The 14,360-nt window shown below is 69.2% G+C and carries 14 protein-coding genes; 10 read left to right on the plus strand and 4 right to left on the minus strand.

The window, feature by feature from the left end:
* Positions 1–445 (plus strand): FAD-dependent oxidoreductase (locus DEIPI_RS27880; protein ID WP_045233488.1); only part of this gene is annotated, 445 nt, incomplete at its 5' end.
* Positions 446–449: 4 nt separating this feature from the next.
* Here the strand turns inward: DEIPI_RS27880 and DEIPI_RS0102270 are convergent.
* Positions 450–1,277, minus strand: a complete 828-nt coding sequence (locus tag DEIPI_RS0102270) for an AAC(3) family N-acetyltransferase (protein ID WP_027480703.1) — start codon at positions 1,275–1,277, stop codon at positions 450–452.
* A 115-nt stretch (positions 1,278–1,392) separates the two neighbouring features.
* On the opposite strand from DEIPI_RS0102270, the gene DEIPI_RS0102275 reads away from it, so the two are divergent.
* The 9 genes from DEIPI_RS0102275 to DEIPI_RS0102315 all read left to right on the plus strand — a co-directional run bounded on the left by DEIPI_RS0102275 (position 1,393) and on the right by DEIPI_RS0102315 (position 12,125).
* The gene (locus tag DEIPI_RS0102275; RefSeq protein ID WP_027480704.1) at positions 1,393–2,733 is read left to right on the plus strand and encodes a glutamine synthetase family protein; all 1,341 of its coding nucleotides are present in this window, start codon (positions 1,393–1,395) and stop codon (positions 2,731–2,733) included.
* 218 nt (positions 2,734–2,951) lie between these two features.
* Positions 2,952–4,118, plus strand: coding sequence for a branched-chain amino acid ABC transporter substrate-binding protein (locus DEIPI_RS0102280; protein ID WP_027480705.1), 1,167 nt, complete (start codon positions 2,952–2,954; stop codon positions 4,116–4,118).
* 168 nt (positions 4,119–4,286) lie between these two features.
* A complete protein-coding gene (locus DEIPI_RS0102285) occupies positions 4,287–5,279 on the plus strand; it encodes a branched-chain amino acid ABC transporter permease (protein ID WP_027480706.1) in 993 nt (330 codons plus the stop codon).
* A complete protein-coding gene (locus tag DEIPI_RS0102290) occupies positions 5,276–6,679 on the plus strand; it encodes a branched-chain amino acid ABC transporter permease (protein WP_027480707.1) in 1,404 nt (467 codons plus the stop codon). Before DEIPI_RS0102285 ends, DEIPI_RS0102290 begins: the two co-directional genes overlap by 4 nt.
* Positions 6,680–6,681: 2 nt before the next feature.
* Complete coding sequence (locus DEIPI_RS0102295) at positions 6,682–7,473, plus strand: ABC transporter ATP-binding protein (protein WP_045233480.1); 792 nt, start codon at positions 6,682–6,684, stop codon at positions 7,471–7,473.
* On the plus strand, positions 7,473–8,186 hold the full coding sequence (locus DEIPI_RS0102300; RefSeq protein WP_027480708.1) for an ABC transporter ATP-binding protein: 714 nt from the start codon (positions 7,473–7,475) through the stop codon (positions 8,184–8,186). The genes DEIPI_RS0102295 and DEIPI_RS0102300 overlap by 1 nt, the downstream gene beginning before the upstream one ends.
* A 228-nt stretch (positions 8,187–8,414) precedes the next feature.
* Complete coding sequence (locus DEIPI_RS0102305) at positions 8,415–10,001, plus strand: ABC transporter substrate-binding protein (protein WP_027480709.1); 1,587 nt, start codon at positions 8,415–8,417, stop codon at positions 9,999–10,001.
* A gap of 97 nt (positions 10,002–10,098) precedes the next feature.
* Positions 10,099–11,103 carry an ABC transporter permease gene (locus DEIPI_RS0102310; RefSeq protein ID WP_027480710.1) on the plus strand — a complete coding sequence of 335 codons (1,005 nt, stop codon included), beginning with the start codon at positions 10,099–10,101 and terminating at the stop codon, positions 11,101–11,103.
* Complete coding sequence (locus DEIPI_RS0102315) at positions 11,100–12,125, plus strand: ABC transporter permease (protein ID WP_045233481.1); 1,026 nt, start codon at positions 11,100–11,102, stop codon at positions 12,123–12,125. The genes DEIPI_RS0102310 and DEIPI_RS0102315 overlap by 4 nt, the downstream gene beginning before the upstream one ends.
* Before the next feature lie 98 nt (positions 12,126–12,223).
* On the opposite strand, the gene rdgB is transcribed toward DEIPI_RS0102315, so the two are convergent.
* The 3 genes from rdgB to DEIPI_RS27885 all read right to left on the minus strand — a co-directional run.
* The gene (rdgB, locus tag DEIPI_RS0102320; RefSeq protein WP_425387829.1) at positions 12,224–12,853 is read right to left on the minus strand and encodes an RdgB/HAM1 family non-canonical purine NTP pyrophosphatase; all 630 of its coding nucleotides are present in this window, start codon (positions 12,851–12,853) and stop codon (positions 12,224–12,226) included.
* Positions 12,854–12,904: 51 nt separating this feature from the next.
* Positions 12,905–13,612, minus strand: coding sequence for a ribonuclease PH (rph, locus tag DEIPI_RS0102325; protein WP_027480713.1), 708 nt, complete (start codon positions 13,610–13,612; stop codon positions 12,905–12,907).
* Positions 13,613–13,642: 30 nt separating this feature from the next.
* Positions 13,643–14,360 (minus strand): class I SAM-dependent methyltransferase (locus DEIPI_RS27885; RefSeq protein WP_157463417.1); only part of this gene is annotated, 718 nt, incomplete at its 5' end.

The following is a 14,360-nucleotide window of genomic DNA, read 5'->3' on the forward strand; positions in this document are numbered from 1 at the left end:
ACGCGCGCTCTTTCGCGGCACGCCCGCGCAGCTCGCCCGCGTGGACATGCTGCGCGAGGCGGGTGAGCTGGCGGTCCTCGCGCCCGCCGACCTCGTGGCGTTCACGGTGGGCGAGGCGGAACTGCGCGTGGAGGGCGGGACACGTCGCGTGAAGGTGGACGCCGCGTACGTCGCGAACGGATACCTGCCGGACCTCACGCCGCTGTCCTCCTGGGGTCTGGAGCGGCAGGGCGAGTACGTCGTGAGCCGCGAGGGCGGCGCGACGAACCTGCCGGGCGTGTTCGTCGCGGGTGACCTCTCGTCGAGCGGCGGGGACCTCAAGCTGCTCGCCCTCGGCCTCGCGGAGGGCGGCGTGGCCGCGAACCACGCGGCGCACTTCGTCCGGCCCGACCTGAAGGTGAAGCCCGGCCACTCCAGCGACCGCCGCCGCCCCGGCTCGGTCTGAGCGGTCAGGTCAGATGTTCACGTGGGGTGAGGCCGTTCCTGCGGATGAGCTTGCGCACCGCCTGGCAGCGGCAGCCCGGGTAGGTGCACAGCAGCGCCTCCGGGTCGCGGGTGACGAGGTCCCTCGTGGCGTCCACGAGGTCGCGGACGCGGAAGACGCTCAGGCGGCCCCGCCCGAGGTTCACGGTAGTTCCCGTCACATGGGGCGCGATGCGCTGGAAGTCGGCGGAGCAGTTCGGGAAGGTGGTGTGCCGCACCTGTCCGTTCACGAGCACGTAGCGGTCGAGCTGCGGGACGCCCGCGAGGTACTCGCCGTAGTGCATGGTGGTGTTGGAGCGGTGGTCCACGCCGAAGAGCACGGCGAGCCCGTCGAGGTCGTAGAGCTTCCCGATGGGCGCGTACGGGGACTCCAGCGTCTGCGCGTCGAGGATCTCGGCGGCGTGCGCGCCCGTCGCGACGAAGCTCAGCGCGGGGTGGAAGGAGCGCAGCACGCGCGGGTCCTCCACGAGGGTCTGCGGGACGCGGCCGATGTCGGACGACACGCGGGTGTAGCGTCCGAAGCCCGCCCCGGCGGGCGGCGTGGGGCGCGGCCAGTCGGGCTGACGGCCCTCCTCGGGCCACACGAGGGTGTAGTAGCTGAACGCGGGCATCACGAGCGTGGCCGAGTGCTCGCGCAGGGCGCGGATCACGGCGGGCGCGCCGCCCTCGATGAAGCCGAAGGCGCGCAGCGACGCGTGCACGATGACGTCGCGCGAGGAGTCCAGACCCGCCTCCGCGAGCGCGGCGCCGATCTCCTCCTCGCTCACGGCGGGACGCCGCATGAAGTTCAGCATGACATGAGGATGGTAGCAAACCCGCGCCCCGTACAAGGGTGCGAAGGGCGCAAAGACGCTTTGAGCTAGGCTGATCCCCGTGGGGGGCGTGAGTGGACCGCTCCCGGGAGGAAGCATGGCGTACACGCGTGACGAGATCCTGCAACAGCTCGAGTCCGGGGGGGTGAAGTTCCTCCGGCTGCAGTTCACCGACATCCTCGGATTCGTGAAGAACATCGAGGTGCCCGCCTCGCAGTTCCAGAAGGCCGTGGACGGCGAGATCATGTTCGACGGCTCGTCCATCGAGGGCTTCACCCGCATCGAGGAGTCGGACATGCTGCTCAAGCCCGACTTCTCCACCTTCCTGATCTTCCCGCAGTTCTCCGTCGCGGAGGGCGAGCGCGGGCGGGTGGCGCGCCTCATCTGCGACGTCGCGATGCCGGACGGGACGCCCTTCGAGGGCGATCCGCGCCGGGTGCTGCGCCGTCAGATCGAGCGTGCGGCGAGGATGGGCTTCGAGATGTTCTGCGGCCCCGAGCCGGAGTTCTTCATCTTCGAGCGCAGCGCGTCGGGGCGGCCCACGACCATCACGGGGGATCACGCGGGCTACTTCGATCTCGCGCCGGTGGACAAGGGCGAGCGGCTGCGGCGCGAGATGACGAACCACCTCGTGCAGATGGGCCTGGAGATCGAGGCGGCGCATCACGAGGTCGCGCCCGGCCAGCACGAGATCGACTTCCGCTACGCGGACGCGCTCCGCACGGCGGACAACATCTGCACCTTCAAGTTCGTGGTGAAGCGCGTGGCGCTGGAGTACGGGGTGCACGCGAGCTTCCTTCCGAAGCCCGTCGCGAACATCAACGGCAGCGGGATGCACTGCCACCTGTCGCTGTTCCGCGAGGGCCGCAACGCCTTCTTCGAGGAGGGCGCGGAGCACGGGCTGAGCGCGACCGCGCTGAGCTTCATCGCGGGCCTGCTGGACCACGCGCCGGGCATGGTGGCGGTGACGAACCCGCTGGTGAACAGCTACAAGCGGCTGGTGCCGGGCTTCGAGGCGCCGACGAACATCGCTTGGAGCACGTCGAACCGCTCGGCGCTCGTGCGGATTCCCGCGCGGCGCGGGACGGGCACGCGCGCGGAGCTGCGCATGCCGGACCCGTCGTGCAACCCGTACCTGGCGCTCGCGGTGATGCTGGCGGCGGGTCTCGACGGGATCGAGCAGGGCCTGACGCCGCCGCCGCCGGTGCAGCGCAACATCTACCGGATGACGGTGCGCGAGCGCCGCGCGCACCGGGTGCGCAACCTGCCCCTCGACCTGAACGAGGCGGTGGGCGCGCTGGAGGCGGACGCGGTGATCTGCGCGGCGCTCGGGGAGCACGTGGTGGAGCGCTTCGTGGCGGCGAAGCGCGCGGAGTGGCTGGACTACTCGGCGGCGGTGCATCAGTGGGAGCTCGACCGCTACCTCGACGAGGTGTGAAGGCGGGCCGCGTCCACTGCTCATGAGGACGCGTGTGAGACGTGCGGGAGTCCCCTAGACAACCCCCGCACGTTTCGTTTTTTTTCTCGTACAATCACCCTTGGTTGAAGGATTTTTACGTTCTGGAGCCTCATGGAAGCACGTTGACATTTCCTAAAGGCGTCCATAGAATGTGTCAAATCTCAAACCAGGCGCGGACGCGCAACCTCGGAGGACGTATGAAGAAGATCGGCCTTTCCACTCTGGTGATTGCTGGCGCGCTCTCGATGGGCAGCAGCCTCGCCCAGCAGCGCCAGACGATCAAGCTGGCGACCCTCTCCCCCCTCTCGGGCGGCCAGTCTGACCTCGGCACGCAGATCAAGAACGGCGCGCAGGTCGCCGTCAACGAGTACCGCGCGCAGTTCCAGAAGCTCGGCTTCAACCTCCAGCTCGTCGGCTTCGACGACCAGGCCGACCCCGCCACCGGCACCGCCGCCGCGCGCCGCATCGCCGCCGACCGCGCCATCCTCGGCGTCGTGGGCACGCTGAACTCCGGCGTCGCCATCCCCGCGTCCGCCGCCCTCGCGCCCTCCAACGTCGCGATGGTCTCCCCCGCCAACACGGCGAACGCCGTCACCGACCGCGGCCTCAAGAACATGAACCGCATCGTCGCCCGTGACGACTCGCAGGGCCCCAACGGCGCCCGCTACCTCGTCGACACCCTCAAGGCCAAGAAGGTCTACGTCCTCAACGACAAGACCGCCTACGGCGAGGGCCTCGCCTCCGAGGTCGAGAAGTACCTGCGCAGCAAGAACGTCGCGATCGCCGGCGCCGAGGGCACCGAGGAGAAGAACGACTTCAGCTCCATCATCACGAAGATCCAGGCGCTCCAGCCCGACGCCATCTACTTCGGCGGCATCTACAACCAGATCGGCGTGTTCGCCAAGCAGCTGCGCGAGGCGGGCGTGAACGTGCCCCTCATGGGCGGCGACGGCCTCGACTCCGCCGAGCTCCTCACCATCGCGGGCAACGGCGCGAAGAACATCTACTTCACCACGGTCGCCGCGCCCCTCACGGAGCTGCCCGCCGCGCAGAAGTTCGCCGACGCCTACAAGAAGGCCTTCAACGACAACGCCCAGGGCTTCGGCGCCTTCGGCTACGACGCTGCCAAGGTCGTCCTGGAAGGCATGCTCAAGGCCGTCCGCGACAACAAGAACAAGCTCCCCACCCGCGCCCAGGTCCAGACGGCCATCCGCGCGAACAAGGTCAGCGGTCTGCTGTCCGGTACCGTCCAGTTCAACTCCGTCGGCGACCGCCGCGAGGCCAAGCTGTACGTCATCAAGGTCAACGACCAGCTGAAGTTCGCTCCCGCGGGCTCCGTCGACGTCAAGGCGCCCCGCCAGTAAGGCGGAGCTCCACAACCCACTCCCTCTGAGCATCGCGGGGCCGAGCCAGCACGCTCGGCCCCGTTTTCGGGACGGCAGGACGCGGGCCTGGAGGGAATCGGCGTCAGGCGCACCACCCCCCTGAATCCCCGGGGCGCCGCGAGGCGAAGGATTCGGAAAGGCAGTCAAGTGGAACTAGGGATCGTCGCATTCGTCCTCACGAACGTGCTCGTCAAGGGCCTGCTGGTCGGCTTCGTGTACGCGATCATCGCGCTGGGCTACACCATGGTGTACGGCGTGCTGCAGCTCATCAACTTCGCGCACTCGGAGGTCTTCATCACGGGCGGCGTCGTCGGTTTCGAGGTCTTCCGCATCCTCGGACCCTCACCCATGAACGGCTACCTCAAGCTCGCGATCGCCCTGATCGCCGCGATGATCGTGGCGGGCTTCCTCAACGTCCTGATCGAGCGGCTGGCGTACCGGCCCCTCAGGAACGCGCCGAGGCTCGTGCCGCTCATCTCGGCCATCGGCGTGTCGCTCGTGCTGCAGGACGTCATCCGCTTCCTCGAAGGTCTCGCGGGGCGCTTCAACCTCGTGTACGTGCTGCCTGACGTGTTCACGCAGCGCGCCTTCGGCGTGCCGGTGCCCTTCTCCACCGCGATCGTGCCGGTGCAGGGCAAGGACGTCATCGTGATCGTCGTCGCGATCCTGATGCTGGTGGGCCTCACGTACCTCGTGAACTACACGCGGCTCGGGCGGGCCATCCGCGCCGTCGCGCAGGACCGCACCACGTCGGGCCTGATGGGCATCGACGCGAACCGCATCATCTCGCTGACCTTCCTCATCGGCGGGGCGCTCGGCGGGGTGGGCGGCGTGCTGTTCGGCATCTTCTTCTCGAAGGTGGATCCCTACGCGGGCACCATCCCCGGCATCAAGGCCTTCACGGCGGCGGTGCTGGGCGGCATCGGCAGCATTCCCGGCGCGGTGCTGGGCGGGCTGGTGCTGGGCCTGCTGGAGAACCTCATCGGCGTGCTCAACGTCTTCGCGCAGGTGCCCGCGCTGGGCTTCCTGAAGTCCATCGGGGCCGAGTACAAGGACATCGGCGCCTTCATCGCGCTGATCCTCATCCTGATCTTCCGCCCGGCGGGTCTGCTGGGGCGCAACACCACGGAGAAGGTATGACCACCGCTTCCCTTCCGCCCCGGCCCTCCACGCGGCCCGACCGCACGTGGCTGCTCGTCGCGTACACGGTCATCACCGGCGCCCTGCTGGTGATCTTCGAGCAGAACCTGCCGACGCTGGCGCAGTCGGGCCTGCTGACGCTGTTCCTCGCGAGCCTGTACTTCGCGCACCAGTGGCGCGCCGCGCCCTGGGCGAAGATCGCGGTGGGCGCCGCGAGCCTGCTGTTCGTGCTGCCGCTCGTCGGGCGTGACAACGGCGCCATCTTCGACCTGATCATCCAGATCGCGATCTTCGCGGCGCTCGCGCTGGGCCTGAACATCGTGGTGGGCCTCGCGGGCCTGCTCGACCTCGGCTACGTCGCGTTCTTCGCGGTGGGCGCGTACCTGTGGGGCATCTTCGCGAGCCCGCAGATCGGACGCATCTACGAGGGCGCGGCCTTCGCGAACGGCATCAACCCGAACCTGTTCTGGCTGTTCCTCGCGGTGGGCATCGCCGCGGCGGCCTTCGTGGGCATCCTGATCGGCCTGCCGGTGCTCAAGCTGCGCGGCGACTACCTCGCGATCGTGACGCTGGGGCTCGGCGAGGTCATCCGCGTGCTCGCCACGAACCTCACGGTGTACACCAACGGCTCGCAGGGCATCACGCCCATCGGGTCGGCGCCGGTGGGGCCGCTGAACGCCGTCGCGGCGCGGCTGGGCTTCACGGAGGACCAGTACAACCTGTTCTTCCTGTACTTCCTCGTGCTCCTGATCGTCGGTCTCGTGATCCTCGTGAACACCCGCCTCGACCGCTCCCGCATCGGGCGCGCGTGGATCGCGATCCGCGAGGACGAGGTGGCCGCGCAGGCGATGGGCGTGCCGCTCGTGCGGACGAAGTTGCTGGCCTTCGCGACGGGCGCGAGCTTCGCGGGCATCATGGGCGTGATCTTCGCGGCGAAGCAGGCCTTCATCAGCCCGGAGAGCTTCAACTTCTTCCAGTCGATCGGCGTGCTCAGCATGGTGATCCTGGGCGGCATGGGCAGCATTCCCGGCGTGATCCTCGGCGCGGGCGTCGTGACGCTCCTGAACCTGAACCTGCTGCCCGCCCTGTCGGAGCAGCTGCAGGCCACCATCCCGAACCTCAACCCGAACCTCGACCCCGCGAAGTACCAGCGCTTCATCTTCGGCGTGATCCTCGTGCTGATGATGCTGTACCGCCCCGAGGGGCTGCTGCCGTCCGTGCGGCGTCAGATCGAGATGCACGAGGGCGACGACGGGACGGCCGTGCCGGACTCCCTGAGCGACAACGCGGCGCGCGCGGCGAACGGTGGGGCCCTCACGACGGGCCGCAACGCGGAGGACGCCCTCTCACCGGGCCTCGCGACGCGCGAGGAGAACGACCGCAGCGGAGAGGAGCGCTGATCATGATTCTCGACGTCAACGGCATCACCAAGACCTTCGGCGGCCTGCTCGCCGTGAACAGCGTGGACCTCAAGGTGCCCGACCGCAGCATCGTGTCCGTCATCGGACCCAACGGCGCGGGCAAGACGACCTTCTTCAACATGATCACGGGCATCTACAAGCCCGACAAGGGCAGCATCGTGCTCGGCGGTCGCGACCTCGTGGGGCTGCGGCCCGACCAGGTGACGGCGGCGGGCATCGCGCGCACCTTCCAGAACATCCGGCTGTTCAGCGCGATGACCGCCGAGGAGAACATCCTCGTGGGCCGTCACCCGCGCCAGAAGTCGAGCTTCGTGGACGCGCTGTTGCGCACGCGCCGCTTCCGCGAGGACGAGGCGGCGGCGCGCGCCAAGGCGCGTGAACTGCTGGACTTCGTGAACCTCGGGCGGTACCGCAACGAGTTCGCGACGAACCTCCCGTACGGCGATCAGCGCCGCCTGGAGATCGCGCGGGCCCTCGCGACGGACCCGAAGCTGGTGCTGCTCGACGAGCCCGCGGCGGGCATGAACCCGCGCGAGACGGAGGACCTCAAGGCGCTCATCCGCCGCATCCGCGACGAGCTGGGCGTGACGGTCGTGCTGATCGAGCACGACATGCGGCTCGTGATGACGCTGAGCGAGCAGATCACGGTGCTGGACTACGGCACGAAGATCGCGGAGGGCCTGCCGCACGAGGTGCGCAACGACGCCCGCGTGATGGAGGCGTACCTGGGGCGCGGCGCCGCCGCCGGGGAGTACGGGAAGGAAGCACGCTGATGAGCCTGCTGGAAGTCAAGGGCGTACAGAGCTACTACGGTCACATCCACGCCCTCAAGGGCGTCGACCTGACGGTCGGCGAGGGCGAGGTCGTCGCGCTGATCGGCGGCAACGGCGCGGGCAAGACGACGACGCTGCGCACCATCTCGGGCATGCTGCGCCCCAAGCAGGGCGACGTGACCTACGCGGGCCGCAGCATCGTCGGGATGGCCGCGCACGACATCATGAGCCTCGGGATCAGCCACGTGCCGGAGGGACGGCGCATCTTCCCGCAGCTGACGGTGCGGGAGAACCTCGACATCGGCGCGTACAAGGTGTCGAACCGCAAGCTGATCCAGGAACGCATGGACGAGGGCTTCGCGCTGTTCCCGCGTCTGGCGGAGCGCCGCACGCAGCTCGGCGGGACGCTGTCGGGCGGCGAGCAGCAGATGCTGGCGATCGCGCGGGCGCTGATGGTGGACCCGAAGCTGCTGCTGCTCGACGAGCCCAGCATGGGCCTCTCGCCGAAGTTCGTGGAGACCATCTTCGACATCGTGGAGCGCCTCAACCGCGAGCGCGGCACGACGATCCTGCTGGTGGAGCAGAACGCGTCCATGGCGCTGGGCGTCGCGAGGCGCGCGTACGTGCTGCAGACGGGCGAGATCCGCCTGACGGGCGACGCGGCGGACGTGGCGCGCGACGCGAGCGTGCGTGAGGCGTACCTCGGCGGCTGAGCGCCGCCGCGTGCGGACTTCGCTTGACACTCCGCTTCCCCCCGGCCTAGGCTGGGGGGAAGCTTTCGTATAGTCCTCGGGGAGCGCCTGGCGCGGCCCGACCGTCTCTCGTGCATCTTCATGCACTCGGAATATGCAGAACGTATGTGGATCGACTTCATCTGCATCGCCTTGCAGACCGCGTGCGTTTTGATACACTCACGTTCAAGGTTTCATCAAGGAGGAAGTATGAAGCGAACGTACCTGTCCGCGCTGCTCGCCGCCGCCCTGATCGGCGGCGCCTCGGCGTCCACGCTGGTCTACGGTTCCGGCGGCGAACCCGTCAACCTCGAAGGCGGCAACGTCACCGACGGCAACTCCGTCATCGTGCACCGCCAGATCTACGACTACATCGTCGGCTTCAAGCTCGGCACCGCCGACCTCGCGCCCGGCCTGGCCGTCTCGTGGAAGCCCAACGCGAACTACACCTCCTGGACCTTCACCCTGCGCAAGGGCGTCAAGTTCCACGACGGCACCGCCGTCGACGCGGACGCCATCATCTTCAACGTCAACCGCTGGTGGGACCCCAAGTTCCAGTACGGCTACCGTGACCAGGGCCGCACCTACGAGTCCTTCGGCGAGCAGTTCGGCGGCTTCAAGGGCGACGCCAACAGCGTCCTGAAGAGCGTCACCAAGGTCAACGACAGCACCATCCGCTTCGACCTCACCCAGGGCGTGCCCGCCTTCGCGAACCTCCTCGCGCAGGGCTACTTCGGCATCGCCAGCCCCAAGGCCATCCGCGAGCAGGGCGCCAAGTACGGCACGCCCGCCGGAACGCCCGTCGGCTCGGGTCCCTTCAAGTTCGTGAGCTGGCGCACCGGCGACCGCATCGTCCTGGCCGCCAACACCGCCTACTGGGGCGCCAAGCCCAAGGTGGACGAGGTCGTCTTCCGCTTCATCAAGGACCCCAGCGCGCGCCTCAACGAGCTCAAGGCGGGCGGCGTGGACTTCACGGTGGACCTCGCGCCCGACAACCTCGCCGCGATCAAGGCGGACAAGAACCTGCGCGCGGTGCTCAAGCCGTCGTTCAACGTGGGCTTCCTGAGCCTCAACACCAAGAACCAGTACCTCAAGAACGACAAGGTGCGTCAGGCGATCAGCATGGCCATCAACAAGAAGGAGATCGTGCAGGCCTTCTGGAACGGCCTCGGCACCTCCAACGCGTCGTTCCTGCCCGACACCCTGAACTGGGCGAACAGCAAGAGCGTCCCCGCCGACTACAAGTACGACCCGCAGGCCGCGAAGAAGATGCTCTCCGAGGCGGGCTACCCCAACGGCTTCACGCTCGACCTGTGGTACATGCCCGTCAGCCGTCCCTACTTCCCCACCCCGAAGCCCATCGCGGAAGCGATGGCCGCCGACCTCGCCGCGATCGGCATCAAGGTGAACCTGCGCACGAAGGACTGGGCGCAGTACCTCGACGACCGCAACAAGGACCCCGGCTTCGACATGTACATGATCGGCTGGACGGGCGACTACGGCGACCCCGACAACTTCTACGCCGCGTACTACGGCACCGCCAACGCCACGCAGGACAGCGGCTACAACCCGCAGAACATCGCCAAGCTGCTCGACCAGGGCAAGAGCGCGCTGAACCAGGCCGACAAGGCCAAGATCTACGCGCAGGTCCACGAGCTCACCTACGCCGCGAACGTGCGTCTGCCCATCGTGCACTCGCGCCCGCTGGCCGCCGCCCGCACGTACGTGAAGGGCTGGGTGCCCAGCCCGCTCGGCAGCGAGCCCTTCAACACCATCAGCGTCGAAGGCAAGAAGTAAGCGTCGCGCCCTCCCCCCGCGCGCAGGACGGGCCCCGACACGGCGCCCTCCCCCGCCCGGGGGAGGGCCTTTTTTCCATTGACTGAAGGAGGTGCCCTTGTCCGCCTACGTTCTACGCCGCGTGCTCCGCACGATCGCGGTGGTGCTGGGCATCGCCCTGGTGGTGTTCGTGTTCATCCGCGCGCTGCCCGGCGACGCCGCCACCGTCATCCTCGGGGAACGCGCCACGCCCGAGTCCCTCGCCCGGCTGCGTCAGCAGCTCGGCCTCAACGACCCCCTCCCGGTGCAGTTCGGGCGCTTCGTCTCGGACGTCACGCGCGGTGACCTCGGGGTGGGCCTCAAGAGCCAGATTCCCGTGCTCTCGGACCTGCGCAACCGCTTCCCCGCCACGCTCGAACTCACCATCGGCGCGATCCTGTTCGCCGTGATCGTCGGGCTGCCCGCCGGGGTGATCGCGGCCCTCAACCGCAACCGCTTCGCGGACAACGCCGCCATGACCGTCAGCCTCGTCGGGGTGAGCATGCCGATCTTCTGGCTGGGCATGCTGCTCGCGTACCTCTTCGCGGTGAAGCTCCAGTGGCTCCCGCCGAGCGCCCGCACCGACATCGGCGTGACCTTCCAGCCCATCACGGGCCTGTTCGTCCTCGACGGGCTGCTGCGCGGACGCCCGGACGTCGCGTGGGACGCCGTGAGGCACCTCGTGCTGCCGTCCATCGCGCTCGGCACGATCCCCATGGCGATCATCGCGCGCATCACGCGCTCCAGCATGCTCGAAGTGCTCTCGCAGGACTACGTGCGCACCGCCGCCGCCAAGGGCATCAGCCGGGGCCGCGTCGTGATGAAGCACGCGCTGCGCAACGCCATGCTGCCCGTCATCACCGTCATCGGCCTGCAGGTCGGCACGCTCCTCGGCGGCGCCGTCCTCACCGAGACGATCTTCTCGTGGCCGGGCCTCGGCTCGTGGCTCTACCAGGGCATCACGGACCGTGACTACCCCGTCATCCAGGGCGGCGTGATCTTCGCGGCGCTCGTGGTGTCCGTGGTGAACCTGCTCGTGGACCTCAGCTACGCCGTACTCGACCCGAGGATTCAGTACTCATGAGTGTAGACGTGACCACCACCACATCCGGCACCGCGAAACGCCGCTCGCAGAACGTCTTCTGGCGCCGCTTCCGCAGGAGCACGCCCGGCAAGGTCGGTGCGATCATCGTGGCGGTGTTCGTGCTGCTCGCGGCCTTCGCGCCGCTCATCAAGCCGTACGACCCGTACCGCGACCGCAGTCTCATCGACCGCCTCAAGCCGCCCAGCATCGCCGCGCTGTGGAGTCCCGCCGTGCGGGAGCGCTACACCACGCCCGAAGGCAGGGTGGACTACCTCAAGCACCCCTTCGGGGTGGACCAGAACGGCAGCGACGTCGCCACGCGCGTGCTGCACGGCGCGCGCATCAGCCTGCAGGTCGGCATTCTCGCGACGCTCGTCGCGATGGTGCTCGGCGCGATCCTCGGGGTGCTGTCGGGCTTCCTGGGCGGCTGGTTCGACAACGTCATCGGGTACCTGTCCGACATCCTGCTGGCCTTCCCCGGCATCCTCCTCGCGATCATGATCACGGCGCTCATCCCGACGAACCCGTCGGACGCGGGCGGCGTGATCGCGAGCCTGATCGGCTGGATGCAGGCGCGCAACATCGACGTGCGCCTCTACGGCGCGATGCTGGCCGTGTCGATCGTGCAGGTGCCGATCTACGTGCGCCTCGCGCGGTCCGTGGTGCTGTCCGTGCGCGAGCGGGAGTTCGTGCAGGCCGCCGGGGCGCTGGGCGCCACGTCGGGCCGAGTGATGTTCCGTCACGTGCTGCCCAACAGCCTCACGCCCCTGATCGTGCAGGCGAGCCTGTCGATCGCGACGGCCACCATCGAGGTCGCCGCGCTGGGCTTCCTGGGCCTCGGCGCCACGCCGCCCGCGCCGGAGTGGGGCACCATGATCGCGGACGCTTTCCAGATCGGCGTGTACCTCACGGCGCCGTGGACGATGATCTTCCCGGGCCTCGCGATCCTGCTGACCGTGCTGGGCTTCAACCTGCTCGGCGACGGCCTGCGGGACGTGCTGGACCCGCGCAGCACGCAGTAGGCCCGGTTCGCGTCGGCGAGGTTCCGAGGGAACTCGTCGACACCGAGCGGACCGAAGGAGAGGGGCGCCCCATGCGGGGCGCCCCTCTCCTTCGGTCCTCACTCCAGCTTGCTCGTCTCCCGTTCGGGCGGACCGTCGCGGTGCGCGTCACGGAGCGCGGCCAGCGCGCGGCCCCGGTGGCTCACGGAGCGCTTGGTGGGCACGTCGAGTTCCGCCATGGTGCGCCCCAGGCCGTCCACCTCGAACAGGGGATCGTAGCCGAAGCCCTGCTCGCCGCGCGGACCTTCGAGGATGCGGCCCGTCACCTCGCCCCGGTACGTTTCGAGATGACCGTCCGGGTAGGCGAGCACCACGACCGAGACGAACTTCGCGCTGCGGTCGGTGGCCTTCGCGTCACGCAGACGCTCCAGGAGGTACACGTTGCGTTCCGTGTCGTTCTTGCGGTCACCGAAGCGGGCGCTGTAGATGCCGGGCTCGCCGCGCAGCGCCGTCACCTCCAGTCCGGAGTCGTCGGCGATGGCGGGCAGGCCCGTCGCGAGGGACACCGTGCAGGCCTTGAGGGCGGCGTTCTCCTCGTAGGTGGCGGCGTCCTCGGGGGGGAGGGTCACGTCTTGCATGGGGAGCAGCTCCCAGCCGAGGGGCGCGAGCGCCTCGGTGAGCTCGCGGATCTTGCCCTGGTTGGAGGTCGCGAGGACCACGCGCCGAACGTCGTTGTTCACGCCGACGATTCTAGCGCGTGGGCGCGATTCCGCCGTGAGGTGCGTGCCGGGCGCCCGGCGTCAGAGCTGGGCGCGCATCCGCGCGAGCAGGTCCGAGACGCCCGCCACGCCGAGGTCCACCATCTCCTTGAAACGCGCGGGGTCGATGGGCCGTCCTTCCGCGCCGCCCTGCACCTCCAGCAGCATCCCGTCGCCGGTCGCGACGACGTTGAGGTCGGCGGTGGCGCGCGAGTCCTCCTGGAAGTCGAGGTCGAGCAGCAGTTCCCCGCCGACGACGCCGACGCTGACGGCGCCCACCTCGAAGCGCAGCGGCCACTCGCTGAGCTTGCCGCCCTTCACGAGGCGGTCCGCGAGGTCGTGCAGGGCGGCGTAAGCGCCGAGGATGCTGGCGACGCGGGTGCCGCCGTCGGCCTGGATGACGTCGGCGTCCACGACGAGGGTGCGGTCGCGGAAGTGGTCGAGGTCCACGCAGGAGCGCAGCGCGCGTCCCATGAGGCGCTGGATCTCCTGACGGCGTCCGCCCTGCAGGCTGCGTTCGCGCGGCACGCGTTCGTGCGTGGCGCGCGGCAGCATGTCGTACTCCGCCATGAGCCAGCCGGTCTTCTTGCCGCGCATGTGGTGCGGCACGCGGGCCTCCACGCTCACGGTCACGAGGACGTGCGTGTGGCCGAGCTTCACGAGGGCCGAACCTTCCGCGTAGCGGCTCGCGCCGCGCTCCACGACGAGGTCGCGGGGCCGGTCGGGCGCGCGGTGCTCAGCGCGCGGCACGCTGGTTCCTGTTCCTTGGGGCGCCGGTCGTCACCCGGGAATTGTAGCAGGGGCCTCCGAGTTCCCGGCGCGGACGGGCACGGCGGTGACGAGCACCTCGTACCGGCCCGTGACGAACACGCGGAAGTCGTGCTTCTGCAGGTGACGGCGGACGTGCGCGACGTCCCGGACGAGCAGGGAGAGGTCGGGCCGGCGGAAGTTCACGAGGCGCGCGCCGTACGTGAGCCGCCCGCCCTCGTAGCGGCCGTTCGGGAAGCCCAGCAGCAGGCTCCCGCCGGGCGCGAGGTGCTCGCGGCGCAGGGCGCGCAGGACGGGGTCGAGGTCCACGCCGGGGCTCTGCAGCACGGAGAGGCACACGATGAGGTCGAAGCGGCCAAGACTCGCGTCCGGCAGGTCGTTCGCGTCCACCCGCTCGAAGCGCGCGCGTGGAAAGCGGGTGCGGGCGAGGTCCAGCGCGGACGCGGAGACGTCGATGCCGACGACGTCGAGCGCGTGGCCGGGGTACGCGAGGTCGAGGAGACGCAGTTCGTTGCCGCTCCCGACGCCCACGTGCAGCACGCGCGCGCCCGGCGCGAGGGGCACGCGGCCGAGCGCTTCGAGCGCGTCCTGCACGAAGGTGGGCTCCTCGAGCTTGTCGACGCGCTGGAATTCGCTGTGGGCGCCGTAGCGTTCGTCGTGCCGGTCGCGGGTGCGCTCGGCGCGGGCGTCGTGGCGGCGCAGGGTGAGCTCCACGAGGCCGGGCGGGCCC

Source organism: Deinococcus pimensis DSM 21231, assembly GCF_000519345.1.
Classification (GTDB): Bacteria; Deinococcota; Deinococci; order Deinococcales; family Deinococcaceae; genus Deinococcus_A; species Deinococcus_A pimensis.

Excerpts from the sequence above, each read along its gene's own strand:
- DEIPI_RS0102270 (WP_027480703.1), bottom strand. The coding sequence starts at position 1,277 with ATGCTGAACTTCATGCGGCGTCCCGCCGTGAGCGAGGAGGAGATCGGC.
- DEIPI_RS0102275 (WP_027480704.1), top strand. The coding sequence starts at position 1,393 with ATGGCGTACACGCGTGACGAGATCCTGCAACAGCTCGAGTCCGGGGGG.
- DEIPI_RS0102280 (WP_027480705.1), top strand. The coding sequence starts at position 2,952 with ATGAAGAAGATCGGCCTTTCCACTCTGGTGATTGCTGGCGCGCTCTCG.
- DEIPI_RS0102290 (WP_027480707.1), top strand. The coding sequence starts at position 5,276 with ATGACCACCGCTTCCCTTCCGCCCCGGCCCTCCACGCGGCCCGACCGC.
- DEIPI_RS0102295 (WP_045233480.1), top strand. The coding sequence starts at position 6,682 with ATGATTCTCGACGTCAACGGCATCACCAAGACCTTCGGCGGCCTGCTC.
- DEIPI_RS0102300 (WP_027480708.1), top strand. The coding sequence starts at position 7,473 with ATGAGCCTGCTGGAAGTCAAGGGCGTACAGAGCTACTACGGTCACATC.
- DEIPI_RS0102305 (WP_027480709.1), top strand. The coding sequence starts at position 8,415 with ATGAAGCGAACGTACCTGTCCGCGCTGCTCGCCGCCGCCCTGATCGGC.
- DEIPI_RS0102315 (WP_045233481.1), top strand. The coding sequence starts at position 11,100 with ATGAGTGTAGACGTGACCACCACCACATCCGGCACCGCGAAACGCCGC.